General features: G+C 46.8%; 18 protein-coding genes, 1 tRNA gene, 1 rRNA gene and 1 pseudogene. 12 read left to right on the forward strand and 9 right to left on the reverse strand.

Translation table 11 applies throughout. The features are described 5' to 3' along the window. The first annotated feature begins 6 nt into the window (after positions 1-6). Together rrf and OO778_RS00340 are read left to right on the forward strand one after the other, a co-directional pair. Positions 7-123 (forward strand): 5S ribosomal RNA (gene rrf, locus OO778_RS00335). Positions 124-193: 70 nt separating this feature from the next. Further along, positions 194-284, forward strand: a tRNA-Ser gene (locus tag OO778_RS00340). A 703-nt stretch (positions 285-987) separates the two neighbouring features. Here OO778_RS00340 and OO778_RS00345 read toward each other — a convergent pair. From OO778_RS00345 to hemC, 4 genes are read right to left on the reverse strand one after another with little or no spacing between them, the layout of a single operon-like run. Then, positions 988-2,169 (reverse strand): heme biosynthesis HemY N-terminal domain-containing protein, encoded by a 1,182-nt coding sequence (locus tag OO778_RS00345; RefSeq protein ID WP_114324073.1) that lies wholly within the window; start codon positions 2,167-2,169, stop codon positions 988-990. After that, the gene (locus tag OO778_RS00350; protein WP_104969953.1) at positions 2,169-3,380 is read right to left on the reverse strand and encodes a uroporphyrinogen-III C-methyltransferase; all 1,212 of its coding nucleotides are present in this window, start codon (positions 3,378-3,380) and stop codon (positions 2,169-2,171) included. The genes OO778_RS00345 and OO778_RS00350 overlap by 1 nt, the downstream gene beginning before the upstream one ends. A gap of 17 nt (positions 3,381-3,397) precedes the next feature. Next, positions 3,398-4,126 carry a uroporphyrinogen-III synthase gene (locus tag OO778_RS00355; RefSeq protein WP_104969952.1) on the reverse strand — a complete coding sequence of 243 codons (729 nt, stop codon included), beginning with the start codon at positions 4,124-4,126 and terminating at the stop codon, positions 3,398-3,400. A gap of 2 nt (positions 4,127-4,128) precedes the next feature. After that, complete coding sequence (gene hemC, locus OO778_RS00360; RefSeq protein ID WP_005393847.1) at positions 4,129-5,067, reverse strand: hydroxymethylbilane synthase; 939 nt, start codon at positions 5,065-5,067, stop codon at positions 4,129-4,131. 346 nt (positions 5,068-5,413) lie between these two features. Here hemC and OO778_RS00365 point away from each other — a divergent pair, with 346 nt between their 5' ends. Beyond that, a complete protein-coding gene (locus OO778_RS00365; protein ID WP_006743006.1) occupies positions 5,414-7,942 on the forward strand; it encodes a class I adenylate cyclase in 2,529 nt (842 codons plus the stop codon). 69 nt (positions 7,943-8,011) lie between these two features. On the opposite strand, the gene cyaY is transcribed toward OO778_RS00365, so the two are convergent. Further along, a complete protein-coding gene (gene cyaY / locus OO778_RS00370; protein WP_012841286.1) occupies positions 8,012-8,326 on the reverse strand; it encodes an iron donor protein CyaY in 315 nt (104 codons plus the stop codon). Here cyaY and OO778_RS00375 point away from each other — a divergent pair. The 7 genes and pseudogenes from OO778_RS00375 (at position 8,306) to OO778_RS00405 (ending at position 15,646) form a co-directional block, all read left to right on the forward strand. Further along, positions 8,306-8,517: pseudogene (locus OO778_RS00375) on the forward strand (lipoprotein). The gene cyaY and the pseudogene OO778_RS00375 overlap by 21 nt on opposite strands. Before the next feature lie 61 nt (positions 8,518-8,578). Beyond that, a complete protein-coding gene (gene lysA, locus OO778_RS00380) occupies positions 8,579-9,832 on the forward strand; it encodes a diaminopimelate decarboxylase (RefSeq protein WP_006743007.1) in 1,254 nt (417 codons plus the stop codon). 10 nt (positions 9,833-9,842) lie between these two features. Next, entirely contained in the window at positions 9,843-10,673 is an 831-nt protein-coding gene (dapF, locus tag OO778_RS00385; protein ID WP_264910474.1) for a diaminopimelate epimerase, read from the forward strand. After that, positions 10,667-11,398 (forward strand): DUF484 family protein, encoded by a 732-nt coding sequence (locus tag OO778_RS00390; protein WP_006743009.1) that lies wholly within the window; start codon positions 10,667-10,669, stop codon positions 11,396-11,398. Before dapF ends, OO778_RS00390 begins: the two co-directional genes overlap by 7 nt. After that, complete coding sequence (xerC, locus tag OO778_RS00395) at positions 11,364-12,296, forward strand: tyrosine recombinase XerC (protein WP_012841287.1); 933 nt, start codon at positions 11,364-11,366, stop codon at positions 12,294-12,296. The genes OO778_RS00390 and xerC overlap by 35 nt, the downstream gene beginning before the upstream one ends. Before the next feature lie 8 nt (positions 12,297-12,304). Next, on the forward strand, positions 12,305-13,021 hold the full coding sequence (gene yigB, locus OO778_RS00400; protein WP_104971062.1) for a 5-amino-6-(5-phospho-D-ribitylamino)uracil phosphatase YigB: 717 nt from the start codon (positions 12,305-12,307) through the stop codon (positions 13,019-13,021). A gap of 138 nt (positions 13,022-13,159) precedes the next feature. Then, the gene (locus OO778_RS00405; RefSeq protein ID WP_264910475.1) at positions 13,160-15,646 is read left to right on the forward strand and encodes an EAL domain-containing protein; all 2,487 of its coding nucleotides are present in this window, start codon (positions 13,160-13,162) and stop codon (positions 15,644-15,646) included. An 84-nt stretch (positions 15,647-15,730) separates the two neighbouring features. On the opposite strand, the gene OO778_RS00410 is transcribed toward OO778_RS00405, so the two are convergent. Then, a complete protein-coding gene (locus OO778_RS00410; protein ID WP_256950159.1) occupies positions 15,731-16,336 on the reverse strand; it encodes a tRNA-uridine aminocarboxypropyltransferase in 606 nt (201 codons plus the stop codon). Continuing rightward, a complete protein-coding gene (locus tag OO778_RS00415) occupies positions 16,336-17,886 on the reverse strand; it encodes a hypothetical protein (protein ID WP_264910476.1) in 1,551 nt (516 codons plus the stop codon). The genes OO778_RS00410 and OO778_RS00415 overlap by 1 nt, the downstream gene beginning before the upstream one ends. A 47-nt stretch (positions 17,887-17,933) precedes the next feature. Here OO778_RS00415 and OO778_RS00420 point away from each other — a divergent pair, with 47 nt between their 5' ends. Further along, a complete protein-coding gene (locus tag OO778_RS00420; protein ID WP_264910477.1) occupies positions 17,934-18,404 on the forward strand; it encodes an EVE domain-containing protein in 471 nt (156 codons plus the stop codon). Between the two features lie 53 nt (positions 18,405-18,457). On the opposite strand, the gene OO778_RS00425 is transcribed toward OO778_RS00420, so the two are convergent. Together OO778_RS00425 and OO778_RS00430 are read right to left on the reverse strand one after the other, a co-directional pair. Next, a complete protein-coding gene (locus OO778_RS00425; RefSeq protein ID WP_005393831.1) occupies positions 18,458-19,282 on the reverse strand; it encodes a Cof-type HAD-IIB family hydrolase in 825 nt (274 codons plus the stop codon). A 236-nt stretch (positions 19,283-19,518) separates the two neighbouring features. After that, positions 19,519-20,526: an alpha/beta fold hydrolase gene (locus tag OO778_RS00430; protein ID WP_139059602.1), complete on the reverse strand. Its 1,008-nt coding sequence runs from the start codon at positions 20,524-20,526 to the stop codon at positions 19,519-19,521. 65 nt (positions 20,527-20,591) lie between these two features. On the opposite strand from OO778_RS00430, the gene rhtB reads away from it, so the two are divergent. Further along, complete coding sequence (rhtB, locus tag OO778_RS00435; protein WP_264910478.1) at positions 20,592-21,209, forward strand: homoserine/homoserine lactone efflux protein; 618 nt, start codon at positions 20,592-20,594, stop codon at positions 21,207-21,209. Positions 21,210-21,213 lie beyond the last annotated feature (4 nt).

A 21,213-nucleotide genomic window follows, 5' to 3' on the forward strand; every position in this document is an offset into this window, starting at 1 on the left:
AATTTGCTTGGCGACCATAGCGTTTTGGACCCACCTGACTTCCATGCCGAACTCAGAAGTGAAACGAAATAGCGCCGATGGTAGTGTGGGGCTTCCCCATGTGAGAGTAGGACATCGCCAGGCTTTAAATATCGTAATTTGCATAGACAAGTAACAACATCATCAGTGTACTAATCTGTTGATGACAATTTGTGGAGAGATGGCTGAGTGGTTGAAAGCACCGGTCTTGAAAACCGGCATACGTTAATAGCGTATCTAGGGTTCAAATCCCTATCTCTCCGCCACTATTCAGAAGCCTCGCTATTTCTAGCGAGGCTTTCTTCATTTCTGACGCTTGGAAATTTGTTAGGGACTGGACTTAATCCCTTAGTCGAACGTATCCCTGCACTATGTCACTTGAGAAGCCTTGCTTTAAGCGCGTTCTCGCTATCCACGGGTTGTGCTGCGACAGAAGTTCATAACTTTATCTTCTAACGAGAACCATCAAGTCTGAGTATTGGCATTCCTACCTCTAAGGGTGAAGTGTTTCTGTTAACAAGAGACTTGTCTTTACTCTATGTTACGTGCGTTAGCGATCTTAGTGTTACCTAATGGCTATTCGCTATCTTGCCCTAGTTGGTACAATAAATACGCTCTAAGCATTGTATAGGACAGTCCTTCATTGAAGAGAATGGAGAGTATCGGAGCTTATGTACCTATTTTTGCTTCCTGCACTATTCCAAGTTATCTGCATTTTGTTAGTAGAGCTCCTTCCTAGAAGCTTAGATTTTGAAGAAAGTGAGTAAGCTATTTTTTAGAAGATTTTAGTGAGCTTAATGGAGTGCTTCTGGGAACGAACTAAAGAAGCTTTGCTGGGGCTTCCCAAAGAAGTTTAGGCGATTACAGGGCATTAGCTCTAGTGGATATTGCAGGTTTGTGTAGTGTTGATGAGTGACAGGCAATAAAAAAGCCGACAGTAAACTGCCGGCTTGGTTAGATGACTGCTAATTAGTCGTTCTGAACTAGCGTGAGAGCTTTACGAGAGACTTCGTGAGCGGCTTTAGTTAGATTCTGCTTCTCTAGTGTATCTGCTAGGAATGCATAATCAGAGACGTCAGAGCGAAGCTTTAAGGCGATCTCGAAGTGGTCTTGGGCTTCTTGCCACTTCTCTTGACGGAAATAGAAGTGCGCTAATGCGCTATGCGCAGCGGCGTTATCTGGCTCTTTCTTTACTACTCCCTCTAAGAAAACCACGACAGGGTGGATATCTGGCAGGTTTAGATCTGGCAGTAGTTGATAAAGCTCAGGAGCCGGTTGTTTTTTCAATGCTTCTTTTAGCACAGTAAAGGCTTCAGCATCTGCTTTCCGGGCTATCAACTCACGAGCAAAACAGGCGACTAGGTGTGTGTCTTGTTTTACTTTGCGTGCAAGGCCATTCCAATGAGAGATAAGCCCTTCGCTACCCTGTTGTTGCGCTACTTCATGGAGTAAGCCGCACTGCGCCTTTTGAATCAGCTCTGCATGTTCTTCATCCGTGATGAGTTTTGCTTTGGTTAATTGTGGCAAGAGGTCAATAAGAGGTTGCCACAATTTTAGCTGCATGTACGTTGTTTTCAGCAAGTTCAATACAATCGAATTACTCGCATACTGACCTTTTAACGATTGCAAAGTATCGAAAGCAGCCTCGAACTCGTTGTCGCGGATAAATTGTTTCGCTCGAGTCAGCTCTACTGCGAGATGAGCATTCTCTTGCTGGCTTGCTAGCTCTAGGTAGTGATCTCGTTTCGCTTTATCACCTTGGCCTTGTGCGGCTTCAGACGCAACCAAGTAGCAAAGCAGCGGCATATCGTGATGATTTGCCCAGCGAGTTACTTTCTTCTCGGCACCTTTCCAGTCTCCTTCAAGGAGTTTAATAATGCCTTCATTGGTGTATCGACGGGAATGGCGCATTTTGCGCACGCTGAAGTAGTTCCATGTTGTAGAACTTGCGTAAACTAGCTTTTTAATTAGGTACTCAAGTAGAAAAAGACCTGCGAGTGCTGCGATAACGAATACGACCAATGTCGTTACGCTCATCTCGATCGTTTTCTCAGCGATGGAGATGAGTACATAGCCTTGCTGACCAGAAAATTGAGTGCCAACAAATAGTCCTGCACCTAGTACAACAAATAGGAAAATAAGACGAAACATTACTTATCCTCCATACCTGTCATCGTTGTGACTTCGCGACGTAGGCGCTCACGGATGACATCTGATAGTTGAGACTGACTTTGCAGTTTCGTTGGGTATTCCACTTGAATGTTTTGCTGGCTTAACTGGTTAACAGTTTTGTTGAACTCTTTAACGGAATTATCGTCTTGGTTGAAGAAAGCTAATGCCCATTTGTCGGCCGTTTTTAGAGACGTGGTGTAAATTTCACCTTGCTCTTGGTACACCGCTTTTATTGCGGTCTCCAATTTGGCTTTGATGTTTTCTTTTAGGTAAAAGTGTTGCTCAGGAGAAAGCAGTGGAATGACGTTACCATCGCGCGTGCGGAAGGTAATGAAGTTTTCTGAAAAGTCTTTCAGAGATGTCATTAAGTTATCTTGCCAGTTTGCAATATCTTCTGACACTTCAGTGTTCTCTACGGCTTCTGCTTCTGGGAGTAGTGCATTGGCGAGAGGTAGCTTGTCTACTTGCTGTTGCAGAGCAGTTAAGCGTAGTACCAATCCATCACGGTCAATCAGCGGGATAGTACGAAGTTTGGTGATATCGTTCGCCATTGCTTTGCGTAGTTTGACGAGGCTAGGGTCATTCAGTGCTGCAATGCGTTGATCAGCACTTTCCATTAGTTGAGTGGCGCTTTCTACGTCATGCTCTAAGAACAGTTTACGACCTGCTAATTTGACGAGGTAATCGGCTTCAGCAAGTAGCCAGTCGTTTGGTCGACGACCTTTCACATCGGCAACGGCGAGCTGTAAGCTTTCAATGCTCTTCTGTTGCTGTCCAAGTACCACTTCCGCTTTGTGTGTCACGGTCGTTGCTTTCTCGATGGTTTCTTCTTGTACCCGGCTGAGCTCTTGCTTCATGGAAGCTTGAGTGCTTTCTAGCTGACTTTTTAGTTGGGCGATCTGCGCTTGGTAATCGGCTTGCTGCTGATGTAGCTTGTATGCGAGGCCACCGCCAAAAATAATCGATAAGATGATAGCGACTGTGCCTAGTTTAACTCCGCGCTTGCCTTGTTTTTCTTCAAATTCGACTTTGGCTGGCTCGGTTGTTTTTGGGTGCTCGGCCACTTTTGGCTGTTCTTTTTTAGGGGCCGCATCCTGCTGCGATGTGCTTTTTTCGGCTAGCGGTGCCGATGAGGTTTCTTCGGAAAGGTTTTTATCGTTATTTTTTTGGTCGTTATTTTTACTTGTCATGCCTATATCCTGTGTAGCTAGGGCTGGAGAGCCGCCAGTAATTCTTGGTTGGATGCGCTTCCCGTGCATCTCACCCGAGTGAACCCCCTTTGAAGTGCGATGTCAGCGATACGCTGACTGGGGATATACAACTCTTGTTGATTAAGCCAAGTCAATTGCTCTGACGTCAATTGGCTGCACAAATAATCCAGTTGCTCACCACTGGTGACGATGATCTGGTCAATTTGTAGGGTTTTCCATAGTGAGACACAGCTTACTGGATCGAATGGGATGAATTCTCTCTTGTAAGTCTCACTATAGTGAACTTTTGCGCCACGTCTCACCAATGCATCTTTGATCAGCTCTCTTCCACCGTTCCCACGAAGGATAAGAACCTGTTGTTGTGCCACATTGTTGAGCTCTGGCAGTCGCAATAAATGTTCACTATCACTGACTTGGGGATAGTGTACTTTCTGTTGGGTACATTTGCTTAAATAGTGTGCTGTTTTTTGACCAACGGCAAGGTAAATGGCTTGTTTCGGCCATGATTTCTCGTTGCTGGCTAAGATTTGCTGTGCACATTGCACGGCATGTCGACTAACAGCGATAACAATTTGAGCTTGATGCAGGTGTTTAGAGAGGTGCGTGTCCGTGAGATCGGCGACAATGTCGATCAGAGGATGGTGATATGCGGAAATGCCGTGCCTTTCGAGCAGAGAGCAAAGCGCGCTGCCTTGCTCTCCCGGCCGAGTGACCAACACTGCCATGATTATTCGTGATCTGCGTACAGCTTAGTTAGGATTTCACGAGCGCCGTTATCCAGTAGTTCATTGGCTAACTGCACTCCTAACGTTTCGCCGTCTTTACGATGGCCACGGATTTCACCACGAACAATTTCGCTGCCATCTGGTTCGCCAACTAATGCGCGTAGCCAAATGTTATCGCCATCTAGCAGGGCATAGCTGCCGATAGGTACCTGACAGCCGCCTTCTAGCGTCAGGTTCATTGCGCGCTCACACAAAACGCGGTCTACGGTGTCTTGGTGGTTAAGCGGCTCAAGTAGCTTAAGCAGCCTTTCATCGTCAAGGCGGCACTCAATACCGACAGCACCTTGGCCTACCGCAGGTAATGATTGCTCTGGCTCGATAAAGCTACGAATGCGTTCTTCAAGTTTCAATCGTTTAAGGCCAGCCGCAGCAAGAATGATCGCATCGTATTCACCCGCATCTAGTTTACCAAGGCGAGTGCCCACATTACCGCGAAGCTCTTTAATGATGATATCTGGACGATATTCTTTCAGTTGGCATTGACGGCGCAAACTGCAAGTACCAACCACTGCACCTTGAGGGAGTTCATCAATGTTGCTATAGGTATTGGAGACGAAAGCATCACGAGGGTCTTCACGTTCACAAATGGTCACGAGACCAAGACCTTCCGGGAAATCGACGGGCACGTCCTTCATTGAGTGAACGGCAAGGTCTGCACGGCCTTCTAGCATTGCGACTTCAAGCTCTTTTACGAATAAGCCTTTGCCGCCAACTTTTGCTAGCGGTGTATCTAAAATCACGTCACCTTTGGTCACCATGGTTACTAACTCGACTTCCAAACCAGGGTGAGCGGCTTGAAGGGCGTCTTTGACAAAGTAAGCTTGCCATAAAGCAAGAGGGCTTTTTCGAGTTGCAATGCGAATAGGTGTGGATTGTGTCATGATCTTCTCAATGCTGTTTGGATTTGGGTTTATCCTACCATTCTCATCAAGAAATGCTTACTGTTAGTTCGTTATCTCTGAGAGCTATGAATGGAATTACATGACGTTATGAAAATAGTGTGACTGGATTCTCAATTAGACTAAGGACTATTATTAGTAATAGGTAATAAGAGCGACACTACCGCGCGATTAATTTTGTGACTAAAGTATGGTTTTGCATCCTGAGTGGTGCGTGGGCGTGAAACTTTACCCGCACCAATAAAAGTGTTAAATTGATCACGTTTTTAGGCCGTTTTGGTTTAAAACGTCAGCAGATTTTCGTGATTGTTCAACCAAGGAATTCCCCTTGCAGGCTTACACCCAAAAAATCATTCAGCGACTAGATAATTTGAATCAGCAGCGAGTTGATCGCGCGCTGGCGCTTATGGATTCGCAAAGCCAGCAAGTCTTCCACTTGATTCCTGCCTTGTTGAACTACAACCACCCTGTGATTCCTGGCTATTACGATGCCGATGTCCCGTTTGGTGTACATGGGCTGGCGCTAAATAGCATTCAACAGCAATTCATTGATGACATTCAACTTGCGATTGGTCAGCCACTTAAGACGGCAGAGAAGCCGGCTATCTTGGGCTTATACACCATGGGCAGTACCTCATCAATTGGTCAAAGTACTTCTAGTGATTTAGATATTTGGGTGTGTATTTCGCCAGATATGGATTGTGACGAGCGAGAATTGCTGACCAATAAATGCTTGCTGATCACCGACTGGGCACAAAGCCAAGGGGTGGAGGCGAACTTCTTCTTAATGGATGAAGAACGCTTTAGAAGCAACCATTCTGAAGAGATGACGGGTGATAACTGTGGCTCATCTCAGCACTTACTTTTGCTTGATGAATTCTATCGCAGCGCGGTGCGTATTGCTGGACAGCGTTTATTATGGCAAATAGTGCCGCCAGAAATGGAAGAGTGTTACGACGAGTATGTTTCTCAATTGTGCAGTGATGGTTACATCGACTGTAGTGAATGGATCGACTTTGGTAAATTGAACCGCATTCCTGCTGAAGAGTACTTCGGCTCGAACTTGTGGCAGCTATACAAAAGTATCGATTCTCCCTACAAATCGGTATTAAAAGCCATTCTGCTTGAAGCTTATTCGTGGGAATACCCGCATACGCAACTGCTAAGCATCGACACCAAACGTCGTTTCTTTGCCCATGAGCCAGACCTTTACGGCATGGATGCGTACTACTTAATGTTGGAAAAAGTGACCCGCTACTTAGAGCGAATCCAAGATGACACTCGTTTGGATTTGGTGCGCCGTTGCTTCTATCTCAAAACCCACGAAAAGTTGTCGCGTGAACCGGATGTCGGTTCAGTGGCTTGGCGCCGTGAAGCGCTGAGCGACATGATTGCAAAATGGGATTGGGATGCCAGCGTTGTTGCTGAGCTCGATGATCGCCGCAACTGGAAAGTTGAACAGGTAAAAGTGGTGCATCATGCGTTGCTGGATGCGTTGATGCAGAGCTACCGTAATTTGATTCAATTTGCGCGTCGCAACGACATTACCTCCGCTATCAGCCCGCAAGACATCAGTATTTTGGCTCGTAAGCTTTACGCCGCTTTTGAAGTATTGCCGGGCAAAGTGACGTTGCTCAACCCACAGATTTCCCCTGATTTGCATGAACCGGATTTAAGCTTCATCGAAGTGAAAGATGGTGGTGTGAACAAGTCTGGTTGGTATCTCTATAAACAACCTCTGATCGCGCACCGCATTTTGGGGCAGCCATACTTAGAACATCATGAATACTTGAGCAAGTTAGTCTCTTGGGCATTCTTTAATGGTTTAATCACCGAGTCGACTCGTTTGCACGCGGTGGTGCGTGAAGCGCAACTGGATATCGATAAGTTCTACCAAATGGTGAGCGACTTACGAAATACCTTTGCGCTGCGTAAGCGCCGTCCGACGATGCAGGCATTAGCGAGCCCATGTGAGATCAGCCAGCTAGCGATGTTCATCAACTTTGAAAATGATCCTACGTCAGAGCTTTCGGGCCGTTCACTGAAAGTGGATGTGAAAAATACCGATATCTTCAGTTTTGGTCCGGAACATAAAAACTTAGTCGGCAGTGTCGACTTGGTTTACCGTAACTCCTGGCATGAAGTGCGTACGCTGCATTTCAAAGGGGAAACGGCGATGCTGGACGCACTGAAAACTATTCTGGGCAAAATGCACCAAGACGCGTTGCCACCAGAATCGGTGGATGTGTTCTGTTATGCGAAGAACATGCGTGGTGTGATGCGTAATATGGTCTACCAGCTTTTAGCGGAATGTATCGACTTACGCTTGAAGCCAGTAGAGCAAGAAAAACGTCGCCGCTTTAAAGCGATGCGCCTTGGTAACCAAACTTACGGGCTGTTCTTTGAACGTCGTGGTGTGTCGGTGCAGAAGTTAGAAAACTCCATTGATTTCTATCGCAGCATTTCTACTAACAAACTTAAAGGCTCGCCGCTATTAATGCTCGATCGTGAGCAAGAGTATCAAATGCCAGAAGCGGTGGATGGTTTTGCTAGTGAAGGTCTGGTGCAGTTCTTCTTTGAAGATAATGAAGATGGCTTCAATATTTATGTGTTGGATGAGTCAAACCAAGTTGAAGTGTATCACCAGTTTAGTGGCTCCAAAGACGAGATGATTTCGTCCGTGAACAGCTTTTACACATCAGTAAAAGACGACAGTCGTGTTGCGTCGAAATTTATCAACTTTAACCTGCCGCAGTACTACCAGATTATCCATCCAGAAGAGGGCAATGCTTATATCATCCCTTATCGTAATGATGGTTGCTCGCCGCATCGTCCGACGAAAGCGGTGAACGCGTAATTAAACCCGTATCAATAAACAAAAAGAGCACTTCGGTGCTCTTTTTGTTTTGGTGACGATTGACGGACATTATGCCCAATCAATGGCTTCGCCCGCGTGCTTTTCACACTCTTGCTTCACCATTTCAAATAGCTCCATGCCCGTTTTTGAGCAGGTCCATTTATCTTCAATAAGCTTGAAGTGGAAACCACCAGATTTGGACGCTAGCCAGATCTCATGCATCGGCTCTTGGCGGTTAATGATGATTTGGCTGCGGTCTTCAAATTCCAATGTCATTACGTTGCCAGTGACTTCGTAATCAATGTCTGCGCCTGAATCATCGATGGATTCTTCGATGATTTGCATCTGCGCATCCACCAGTTGATGAAATTCAGTATCGTTCATCCGTCTATCCTATTGCTTTTCCTGAGTGTGGTGCGATTATAGGGGGCATTGATTCAATAATCACGATATGCGAAATGAAAAAATTAGTTACTGTGTTGTTTGTGATGGTTGCCGCGACGTTAGCGGGATGTGGCCAGTCTGGCTCACTATACATTCCAGATGACACTCAACAGAATGAGCAATCACAATAAATAACCGCGCCTTAGGGTGAAATTAGGGTTCAGCAGTCGAATAAAATAAGGGAAGCGAATTTTGGATTACTTCAACTATCAGGATGATGGCCAGCTTTGGGCCGAAGACGTCCCACTTCAAGCTCTTGCAGAGCAATATGGCACTCCTCTTTACGTATATTCTCGAGCCACGCTAGAGCGCCACTGGAAGGCGTTTGATAGTGCTGTGGGTCAACATCCTCATCTAGTTTGCTACGCGGTGAAAGCGAACTCAAACCTAGGCGTATTGAACGCACTGGCGCGTTTGGGTTCGGGCTTTGATATCGTATCAGGTGGTGAACTTGAGCGTGTGATTGCCGCAGGCGGTGATCCGAAGAAAGTCGTTTTCTCTGGTGTTGGGAAAACACCTGCAGAAATGAAGCGTGCTCTTGAGCTGGGTATCAAATGTTTCAACGTTGAATCTGAGCCCGAGCTAGAACGTTTGAATAAGGTTGCGGGTGAGCTTGGTGTGATTGCGCCAATTTCTCTGCGTATCAATCCAGATGTCGACGCGAAAACACACCCTTACATTTCGACTGGTCTTCGCGACAATAAATTCGGCATTGCGTTTGATCGTGCGCCAGATGTTTATAAATTCGCGCAAAGCCTGCCGAACTTGAATGTGCAAGGCATCGACTGCCACATTGGTTCTCAGCTCACCAATATCGACCCATTTATCGACGCGACAGACCGTTTATTAGCCCTGATTGATGATTTAAAAGCGCAAGGCATTAACATTCGTCACCTTGATGTCGGCGGTGGTTTGGGTGTGGTCTATCGTGATGAGTTACCACCACAGCCTTCAGATTACGCCAAAGCGTTACTTGGTCGTCTTGAAAATCACCAAGACTTGGAGCTGATTTTTGAGCCGGGCCGAGCAATTGCTGCGAATGCAGGTATCTTGCTAACGCGTGTTGAGTTTTTAAAACATACTGAGCACAAGAACTTTGCCATCATCGATGCGGCAATGAACGACTTGATGCGTCCTGCACTATACCAAGCATGGCAAGATATCGTGCCAGTTTCGCCGCGCACGGGTGAAGCTCAGACTTACGATTTGGTTGGCCCTATTTGTGAAACCGGCGACTTCTTGGGTAAAGATCGCGCACTCGTTTTGCAAGAAGGTGATCTACTCGCGGTTCGTTCAGCAGGTGCCTATGGTTTTGTTATGTCTTCGAACTACAATACTCGTACCCGAGCGGCAGAAGTAATGGTGGATGGTAAACAAAGCCACTTAGTTCGCCAGCGTGAGGAGCTGACCAGTTTGTGGCAGCTGGAACAGATTCTACCGGAGTAACACACAACAAATGCATTTCCACTTTTCCAAAATGCACGGTTTGGGCAACGACTTCATGGTCGTCGACTGTATTACCCAGAACGTGTTTTTCTCGCAAGACCTGATCCGCCGTTTGGCGGATCGTTATACCGGCGTTGGTTTTGACCAATTGCTCGTGGTAGAAGCCCCTTACGACCCTGAAACTGATTTCCATTATCGGATTTTCAATGCCGATGGTAGTGAAGTCGAGCAGTGCGGGAATGGCGCGCGCTGCTTCGCGCGCTTTGTTCGCTTAAAAGGGTTGACCAATAAATACAGCATCAGCGTAAGCACCAAAAAAGGAAAGATGATTCTCAACATCGAAGATGATGGAGAAGTGACGGTCAACATGGGTGTGCCAGAGTTTGAGCCGAACAAAATTCCTTTCAAAGCCAAGCAAAAAGAGAAAACCTACATCATGCGCGCTGGTGAAAAAACGTTGTTCTGTGGCGCGGTAAGCATGGGTAACCCGCATGTGGTGACGGTGGTCGATGACGTGGATACTGCTGATGTCGATACATTAGGCCCGCTGCTTGAGTCGCACGAGCGTTTCCCAGAGCGCGTCAACGCTGGCTTTATGCAGGTGGTGAGTCGTGACCATATTCGTCTTCGAGTTTACGAGCGAGGCGCAGGTGAAACACAAGCTTGTGGTAGCGGCGCATGCGCGGCGGTAGCGGTAGGGATTCTTCAGGGTCTGCTGGATGAAAACGTTAAGGTTTCTCTACCAGGTGGTGAACTGCGAATTGCGTGGCAAGGTCCGGGTAAGCCGTTGTTTATGACCGGACCTACAACGCATGTATTTGATGGTCAATTGTCTTGCTAGTAGAAGAAAAAGGAAACGGTTTGTCTCAAGTAGAAGCAGATGCCTTAACGGCTGAAGTGGTGGCCGAGTACCTCAAAGATCATCCCGATTTTTTTGTGCAGCGTCCGGAGCTTGTGGATCGTCTATCTTTCCCACACTCAGACTTGGGTGCGGTGTCTTTGGTGCACATACAAATGAATCGCCAACGTCAGCGCATTGAAGAGTTAGAGGAAGAGATCACCACACTGATGTCGCTTGCGGCGAACAACGATCGCACCTTTTACGAATTTATGGATTTGCAGGGGCAGATTCTAAAGTGTGGTGACTTTAAACAAGTCATTCATTCTATTGAAGAGAAAGCTAAAGCACTGGGCTTACGTGCGTTTGTTCGATTGTTTAGTCAATGCGACGCATCGATTCAATTGAGTAAGGAAAGTTATCAACGTTTTGCGACCACTCACTTAAATGGCAAAGACGCGTACTTAGGACGTCTTCGCAAAGTGGATCGTGAAGCTTTGTTTGGCAATATGGATGTGCCGGAAATGGGGTCCTATGTGGTACTACCGCTCGTGAAACAGCAAACACTGGGCGTGCTAGCGTTCTCTAGTGAGGATGGCGGTCATTTTCAACCAGATATGGATACCTTGTTTTTGCGTCACCTATCATTAGTAGTGGCACATCTCGCTCAAACATTGGTATGGCAAAGTTACGATGACGACAACTCCCAACACTCCTCTGCCAAATAGTCTGCAAAAGCCTCTTGAGCGCTTCTATGAATTCTTACGAAGCGAAAAGGGGCTCAGCCTACATACTCAACGCAATTACAAACAGCAGCTAGAAACCATGGCGCAGCACTTGGCTGAAATGGGACTTAAAGATTGGTCTCAAGTGGATGCAGGCTGGGTGCGCCAATTAGCAGGTAAGGGCATGCGGGAAGGCATGAAAGCCAGCAGTTTGGCGACGCGCCTCTCATCGCTGCGTAGCTTTTTCGATTTCCTTATTCTGCGTGGCGAGATGTCAGCTAACCCTGCCAAAGGGGTTTCAGCGCCACGTAAAAAGCGCCCGTTGCCGAAAAACCTCGATGTTGATGAAGTGAGCCAACTGCTTGAGGTCAACGAAGACGACCCGTTGGCTGTGCGTGATCGCGCCATGATGGAGCTGATGTACGGTGCAGGCTTGCGTTTGGCTGAGTTGGTGAGTGTGGATGTACGTGATGTACAACTGCGCAGTGGCGAGCTTCGTGTTATCGGTAAAGGCGATAAAGAACGTAAAGTACCATTCTCTGGCATGGCAACTGAATGGGTTGCCAAGTGGCTGAAAGTCAGGGGCGACCTTGCTGCGCCAGGTGAACCCGCCTTGTTTGTGTCTAAACTCGGAACGCGTATTTCGCACCGTAGCGTGCAAAAACGTATGGCAGAATGGGGACAGAAACAGTCTGTGGCGAGCCATATTAGTCCGCATAAATTGCGTCACTCGTTTGCGACACATATGCTCGAATCCAGCAATAACTTACGTGCGGTGCAAGAGCTTTTAGGGCACGAGAACATTTCGACGACCCAAATCTACACGCATTTGGATTTCCAACATTTAGCGCAAGCCTACGACCAAGCCCACCCACGCGCACGTAAAAAGAACGGGGAGTGAGCCGAAGTATGAAATTTTATCGCCGTATCGAGCCTATTAAGGCCATGACCTTCGATCTTGATGACACGCTGTACGACAATTACCCGGTGATTATCCGTATGGAGCGTGAGTTGCTGGCTTGGTTGCAACAAACACATCCAGCCGTGGCGCACATGGATAAGGCTGATTGGATGCAGGTAAAAAAACATGTGCTCCAGCAGAGACCGGATCTCAGAAGCGATGTGACGCTTTGGCGTTTAGTGCAGCTAAAGCATGGTTTTCTTTCAGTTGGCTATGATGAAGCGCAAGCTCAAGCCGCAGCTGAAGAGGGTGTGCAGCTCGCTTTGGATTGGCGCAGTCAGTTTGAAGTGCCCCAATCAAGCTTAGATGTTTTAACACAACTGGGAGAGCGAGTTCCGCTCGTGGCGATCACAAACGGAAACGTCGATTTAGATAAAATTGGCTTAACGCCGTATTTTCAATGTGTACTCAAAGCAGGGCCTGATGGGTTGGCGAAACCCGCCACCGATATGTTTGCTAAGGCGAAACGGTTCTTGGATATTCCAGCAGAGAATATTCTGCATGTCGGTGATCACCTAACCACGGATGTGCATGGTGCCAAGTCGGCTGGTTTTGCGGCTTGTTGGTTCAATGATATGAATAAAAATGTCATTAACCATTCAAAAACACGTACTTTACCTGATATTGAAATCAATAGTTTGCAGCCGTTACTCACACTTTTTTAATTGCTTTCGCATTAATCCATTCTAATCTCATTTTGTGTCTAGAAAAGCAGCGTAAAGCCACGTAAATTATTCACTATTAAGTAAAAAGAGTAACGCCACACGTCGTGGTGAAGATAGTGTTACGGCAGTGGTAGGTGCATGCGAGCTTTTTCAAAACTGGTTTATGATGTCAGTCAGTTAAATGACTTTTTAGTCACTTCTCAGTTCTCTTCAAGTAAACAATATTTAGTGCAAATATTGTCGACTCAATCACGCGACTTTACGACCACACTTGCGGACGCTGTTTTATTGTTGCTGCCGAATGCTCATGTCATGGGGCATAGTACGCGTAATGTCATTCTGGAGGGGGAGATATTTACCTCTGGCTGCCTGATCAGTGTGACTGAGTTCGAACAAACCACGCTTACTTCTGCCGTCCAAACCTACTCTTACTCCCCCGATATTGATGGTGGAGAGCTCAAACGCTCGCTTCTGTTGCAGCATAATTCGCAAGTGATCCTCAGCTTTGCTGTGCAAATTGAACGACGTGACTATCCCTTGTTTCAAACGTTCGCTAGTGAAGAAGTCGTGATCTCTGGAGGGTTGGCGCAGAGTATTGATGATGGATGCTGGGTGCTATATCAAAACCGAGTTTACGATAACGCTGTGGTTGCCGTAGCTTTGCACAGCGATACCTTGAAGCTATGGACAGATGCGTATTCGGAATGGAACCCGATTGGCATGCCACATAAAGTCACCCATGCAAAAGGAACGCGCTTGTATTGCTTAGGTGAACAGAAAGCGTTGGACGTATACAAGCGTTACTTGGCGGATGGGCATGACGTGACGCTGAGTCAACTGCTCAGCTTTCCTTTGTATCGAGAAAGTTTGGGGCGTAAGGAAGTTTGCACGGTAACGGAGCTGCACGCTGATGGTAGTATGAGTTTCGACAGGCCTTGGTGTCTTGGTGACGAAGTACAATTTTGCTATAACCACCCCTCATTAACGCTCGAACAGGTGCGACATGGTGTGGTTGAGTTAGCCATGCACCAACCTGAAGTCGTGATGATTTTTAACTGCGCGTCACGGTTAGACTTTATTGACAGCAGCGACGAAGTCCAAGCCTTCAAAGATATCGCGACGACGTTTGGTAGTTATTGTATGGGGGAACTGCATGGCGGTATTGGACAGCCAGAAATTCTTCATCACAGTCTGACGTATTTAGCGATGCGAGAGGGAGACGAAGTACAAGCATTGAACTTACCAAAGTCGCCCGTTAGCTCCTCTATTTCACCATTGTTTAGCTTGATTCGAAATGCGATTGGCGATCTCAACCATATGAACGCGCATATGGGGTATCAACTCGATCGCCAAACGCGCAAGTTACAAGAAAGCTATCGGCGAGATAGTCGCACTGGATTACAAAACCGAGTCGCGCTGCAAGAGCGGCTGAGTAGCATCGATTTGGATGAGCACTTGCTGACTCTAAAGCTACTTAACTTCAGCCATATCAATGAAAAATATGGTTATAGAGTAGGGGATCAGCTACTTAAAGACCTCTCAATGCATTTTACGAATCGACTGCGAAAGCGTTTTGGCATGCCAACGGCTTTGCAGCTTTATAGTATTGGGGTTGGTGAGTGGGCGTTCATATTTAAAGCTGACCAAAGCAGTGAAACCATCAAACAGCACTTTACTCGTTTTGCCGACGCGGTAGAGCAAACTAATTTTGAGCCAATTGGTCTGCGCGAAATAGATTATCTTTCTATCTCGCTGTGCGGTGGCTTAGTGAGTCGTCGAGATTTTCCATCAGCTTCTGCGGATGAGCTATTGCTCAAAGGCATTGAAGCGAGGCGCTCCGGTGTGCGCAGTAATACCCATATCTGCAATGCGAAAGACATCGAAGTCAGTGAGGATGTGCGTAAAGAGCAGCTTGGATGGTTGAGTTGCGTCAGTAAAGCCATTCTCAAACAGAACATCATTACCTATAGCCAGCCGATAGTGCATGCGGATAGCCATAAATTGGCAAGCCAAGAATGTTTGGTTCGCATTTTGGAGGAGGATGGAGCGGTGATTGCGCCAGGGCGCTTCCTGCCTATTATTTCCGATACGCATCTTTATACTCGATTGAGTCGGCACATGATCCATTCTACGTTACATTACATGCGAGATAGGCAAGGTGACTTTTCTATTAACTTATCGCCGCAAGATTTGCTTAGTGATAAAACTTTAATGCTTTTAGAGCATGAAATTTGTCAGCTCAATGACCCTAGGCGAATTGGTTTGGAAGTGTTGGAATCTGAGCAAATCAAAGACTACGGTCGAATGATCGAAGTATGCAGTCATTTCAGAAGCTTAGGAGCGCGTATCATTGTTGATGATTTTGGCTCAGGCTATTCCAATATTGATGAAATCCTAAAGCTGGAGCCGGAAGTCATAAAGCTCGATGGCAGCTTGATCCGTGATATCGATAAAGACTTAAAGCAGCGCAAAATAGCTTCCCAGTTGGTGCGTTTATGTCAGGTGTTTAATGCGGAGACGGTGGCGGAGTTTGTCCACAATCGAGAGGTGTGCAAAATCGCGCAGGATATGGGCGTCGACTATCTGCAAGGCTACTACTTGGGTGAACCTACGCGTTTGTTTTAGTTGTGTTTCACGTGAAACCATTCCAATAAAAAAACGCAGCCTTGGCTGCGTTTTTTTATTTTGAGCCATTCGGTTTTAGTTGAGTTAGCTCGGTGATTGCTTGAGGGCGTGTCCACTTTTTTCGGCTTGAAATAGTGCAAGGTAGTGAGCAAAGAATGTGAGCATTTTTTGCTGGTTATTTTGCTCGCCTAGTTGTCCGAGTAAATATGCGGCGACTTCAAACGTGCACAAGTTACCTTGTTGTTGGTTGCGTCGCAGCTGATATTGCGAGTCCGCCGAGGCAGACAGCGCCATAGTAGGGATACTTTCTAACCAACGGCTCTTGTTGATCATCTTGCGCGCCTCTTGCCAGGTGGCATCCAAAATAATAAACAGCGGAGTTTTGGTTTGTTGTTGGCTTTGGATCGCCACATGTTCGAGTGTGACGCTTTCTTCACTTGGGAACAGAAGCACTGGATACAGCGATGGATCAGCTAATCGAGCGAGCAAGTCTGCTGGTGGTTGTTTTCGGTCCCAGATTACTCGCTCAATATTGAGTTGGCACTGCTCTAGTAGCTGGCCAGTATTAGTATCACGCGTCAGTTCATTCGGATGCATCAACAGTAAGATGTTGTGCTCGCTGGTAAGTTTCGGCACCAGTGAGCACATACAGTTGAATTGAAAACCACAATTTGGACACGGTTGCGACATTACAGACGAACTCCTTCGCGAACCGGGCTAATCCCATCCGAGAACAGACGCACGCCACTGATTTGGTTTGGCGTTGCCGTTGGTGCCATGCTTGGGTTGAGTGGGTAGCTAACCCCACTGTATTGCATCACGTGTTGGGCTGCCTTAGCTCCGCCACCGCTGACATTAAAAATTAGATCTCGCCAGCCATGAGAGGTTTGTTGGCCGAGCATAATTGGGCTTTGTACCAGTGTGATACGGCTATTGAAGCGCCACTCTTTTTCGTGATGTTCAAATATCAGCAATGTACAGCCACCGGAACCACACCAATCCAGCTGTACTAATAGCTCTTCGTTACCATCGCCGTTGAGGTCGTAAGTTAGCCAACGGTACTGGTTGTTGTTGGGGTTGGTTTGGTGAATGAAGAAGTAGTTGCGCACGGCGGCATCTACTTTGGAGTCAAACTCCGCACTAGAAGGTACGTCTGCACTGCTGATGGGCTTGTTGGCGCGTTTCTCGGCTGGTTGCATCATTCCCTCATCACGAGTGGTGGCAGGGTAAAGCACTAAACCACCATCGGCGATTGGGTATACCAAGTTACCGACTTTTTCTTTGGTCGCTTTGAGCTGATTGCCTTCTCGCGTAAACAGTCGCTCTGACATCAGTCTTTGTTGTTGATGATGCGTCATGACGACTTGAACCTGAGACGGACTTAATTGTTGCCAGTACCCACGCTCGATTAACGGTGCTTGCCCATTGGCGTAACTGTATTTTGTTGTGGCGCTGTGGTCTGGGTTTAAGGTCATTTGCACCTCAAAACCTTGTGATTGGGTTGAAGTCGCGACATAGGTATTGGCCCAGCCAAGCGTAGCGTCCACGTTTGCAGCCGTACCACAACCTTGATAAGTGTCTCCATCATGTTTTAGCGTCGCTTTCCAGCCATACAAAGAACCACTCATCGTATCTGAGCAGAGGTTTTCTGTTAGGCGAAGTTCACCATCTTGTAGTTGATATGTGCGCTGGCGAGGTTGAAGTTGACTGCTCTTAATCGCTAATTTTGTGGTTTGTTTGCCGATTGGTTGGAATGTCACTCCATTAGCCTCAAAGCTTGCCGACCAAGAAGGCTCATTACCAAACACGCGAGTTGGTTTGTTTGGTTGCTGACAACGGTTTGGATTTTCCGTTGTGAGGAAGTTCACTTGTTCCACGACAAAGTTAGCATCGAAATCGGCAGAAAACCCATCGATGCCCGGTGGGTTGAGATGGCCGATAACCTCGCCATACATGGTCTGGTAAGGCTCGTTATTTAACTGAATTGCTCGTTGCATTTGCTGTGGTGACAGTTGTAACCAATATTGCTTGTCGCTGCCACAAGGCATGATGTATTGACTCTCGTGACCGACGATCACTTTTCCACGTAGCATAAAGGTTTGAGGTTGAATGGTGTCAGGCTTATCTAAGGTGGCTGGTGGAGAAGCTGGGTCGGCAGCGCCAGATTGTGGCGGCTGCGAACTACATGCTTGCAGAACCAGCAGAGTGGCAAGCGCCACTGGGTTTTTCAAAGCCTTCATGTTATATCTTCCTCATTATTGTTACTCAATCGGCATCGGATGGCATTATGGCATATTGGTTATTTAAAACTGAACCAGATACCTTTTCTATTGACACGCTTCGAACCCAAAAGGTTTCATGTTGGGAGGGAGTTCGTAATTATCAGGCGCGCAATATGATGCGTGACCAAGTAAAGGTGGGCGATTTAGTCCTGATTTATCACTCTTCTTGCAAGAATGTTGGCGTTGCCGGTATTGCTAAAGTCGTGAGAGAAGCCTATCCCGATCATTTCCAGTTCGATCCTGAAAGCGATTATTACGATCCAAAGTCAGACCCAGACAACCCGCGTTGGATTATGGTGGATGTCGAATTCGTGCGTAAAACGACGCGAGTGATTCCGTTATCGGTGATGAAAGCGATGCCAGAACTTGAGAACATGCCATTGGTGAAACGTGGAAATCGCTTGTCGATCATGCCAGTGATAGAAGAAGAGTGGGAAGCGATCCTTGGCAAAGAGAAGTTGCCAAGTCAGCGATAAAAGAAAAGGGCTGCGAATGTGCAGCCCTTTGTTATTGTTTGGAGTATTGCAGCTTACAGCAAGTGATCTTGTAGGTAGTGTGCAACCGCATCTTCTGCATTGCTGCCAATCACTTCGTTATTTGGCAATGCTTTCATCACTTTCTCGTGTGATGTACCCATGACCAATCCTTTACCTGCCATCGACAGCATTTCTACGTCATTCATGCCATCACCAAATGCCACGCAATTTTCTAACGTGAGGCCGAGTTTTTTCGCTACCGCTTCAAGAGCATGGCCTTTAGACACACCTGCACTCATTACTTCCAAGCACCATGGTGTTGAAAACGCAATATTCAGCTTATCGCCAAATTGTTCACGTAGTTTGTTTTCAAACACCACCAAGCGTTCGTGGTCTTGTGCTGGATGGGTGAAGAAGATTTTCGCAATACCGTCAGTTGGCGCTTGGTCTTCATCGAATAAGACGTATGTGAATTCGTCATGGAAATCACGCAATGTTTCGTCGTCTTTGTTCATCAACCAACTGTCATTTTGATACATGTGGATAAGTATTTCTTGATCGTGCTTGATCGTGTCGATCACGCCTTGAACCAGCTCTGCAGGGACATTCTCGCTGTACATCAGCTGGTCTTCCTGGTCATGCACACGGGCACCGTTGGAGGTAATCATGTAAGCCGGAATACCGACCTGACGACGGATGCTCGCAACGTCTACGTGGTGACGGCCTGTTGCAAAGACAAAGGTGTAACCCTTTTCGTGCAGCGCTTTTAGCGTCTCTTTTGAGTAAGCACTGAGCTGATGGTTTGGTGCGAGTAACGTGCCATCCAGATCAGAGGCAACGATTTTAGTGATCTCTTTGCAAGGTAGCGATGTGCTCATGAAGTCCTCGTAAACGGTTTGGATAGTGTGGAACAGGTGATTGCAAACGGAGTACAGCAGACTGACTAGATCATGCTGCTCCGAATGCGGGGGAACTTTGGTCGGTTGCATCTGCATGGTTCAACGCAGCCAGACCCAAGCAGTGTACGTCAAAATGAGGATGAAAAAGAGGGTAAATCAATGTGCAGACATTTCCTCTTTAATCATGGCCGTGAAATGGTCGCCTAGAGTTCTTATTATGTTTTTTCGTTTGGCGATGATTTCGGGTCATTCATAAAGCGGAAGATCGCATCGAGTGCTTGATTACGATACTGGTCGGTCTCGAATAAGATCTCATGCTGTGCGCCTTCGATAGAAAGTAGCTCCGCATATGGGTTGGTTTTACGCAATTTATCGATAAAACGTTTTTGTGCCAGATTGCTGACAATACGATCGTTCCCAGCTTGAATCAGGAGCACCGGTACTTTGACTTGGCGAGTCAATAAAAAGCATTGTTTTGCTGCCATTAGCCCTTGCCATACCCATCGAGTGCTCGGTCCACCGACTTGCAGTTCCGGTTTTTCCGTATAGAGATTTCGGAACCATTGGTAGCGGCCGTAACTTTGGCTGAGTGGGTTATCTTCAAAGGGTTTAGGAAAGTAGGCCTGATGTCCTGGTGCATAGCGTGGCAAAGTCGATACCGCTGACATAATTTGTGTCACTGGAATCGCTATTGGCGATAAGTACCATGGCAGATTAATACCAAACATAGGCGCACTAAGAATCAAGCCGGTAAAGGGATGTTCTGGGTGAGTTTGCAGATAACGTGTAGCGATTGCGCCGCCCATGGAGTGGGCAATGATGAAACATTGCTGATAGTCGCTAAGGTCGTGTTTGTTTACGACCACGTCCATATCGTCAATATAATCAGTAAAGTCATAGACGTGACCCATATCTGAGTCAGACAATAGACGATCTGATAAACCTTGTCCGCGGTGGTCAAAGGAATAGACGTCGAAGCCTTGGCGATAGAGATCGTAAAACAGTTCTTGGTATTTCCAGGAAGATTCAATGCGCCCATTAACGATGAGCACGGCTTTTTTATGTTCTGGGTTGGTCAGTTTGCACCAGTAGATGTTCTTTTTCTCAGTTCCTTTAACAAAGCCTTCTTGGCGAGTTTGCCAAAGTGCCGCGATCGGACCACCAATTGCTTGCTCAAATAATGACTCTTGAGTATAAGTCAAAGGTGAATGGTTAGTAGCCATTAGTCGATTACCTGAAGATACGTTGTTTACGCGATGTATCATCGAAGAATTAGTGAGGAAATGCAATGGATACACACGTCTGGTTCGCTTATGTAGTAACTGCAATCGTTTTTAGTTTGGCTCCGGGGTCTGGCACGGTGAACTCAATCAGCAATGGTTTGAGTTACGGTACTCGCAAATCTTTGGGGGCTGTGATCGGTCTCCAAATTGGTTTGGCCATTCACATTGCGTTAGTTGGGGCGGGAATTGGTGCGCTGGTCGCACAGTCGGCAACGGCATTTTCTGTCATTAAATGGGTTGGCGCGGCTTATTTGGTTTGGTTGGGTATCCAGAAATGGCGAGACACTTCCAGCTTGGTGGCGGCTGAGAGCCACAAAGACATGTCTGGCATGGCACTCTTGTACAAAGCTATTTTGATTAACCTAACGAACCCTAAATCGATTGTTTTTCTGGTGGCGTTGTTTCCACAGTTTATTGACCCGGCACAAGACCAACTGACGCAACTGTTAGTGCTTGGTGTTACGACTGTTGTGATCGACGCGTGTGTGATGTTGGGTTACACCACCTTGGCGGCGCAAATGGGACGTTTTATTCGCTCAGATAAAATCATGGGGAAAATAAACAAAGTCTTCGGTTCAATGTTTATGGGTTGTGGTGCATTATTAGCAGCTGCAAAGTCATAAGCCA

Origin of the sequence: Vibrio sp. STUT-A16 (assembly GCF_026000495.1) — a bacterium.
Taxonomy (GTDB): Bacteria; Pseudomonadota; Gammaproteobacteria; order Enterobacterales; family Vibrionaceae; genus Vibrio; species Vibrio diabolicus.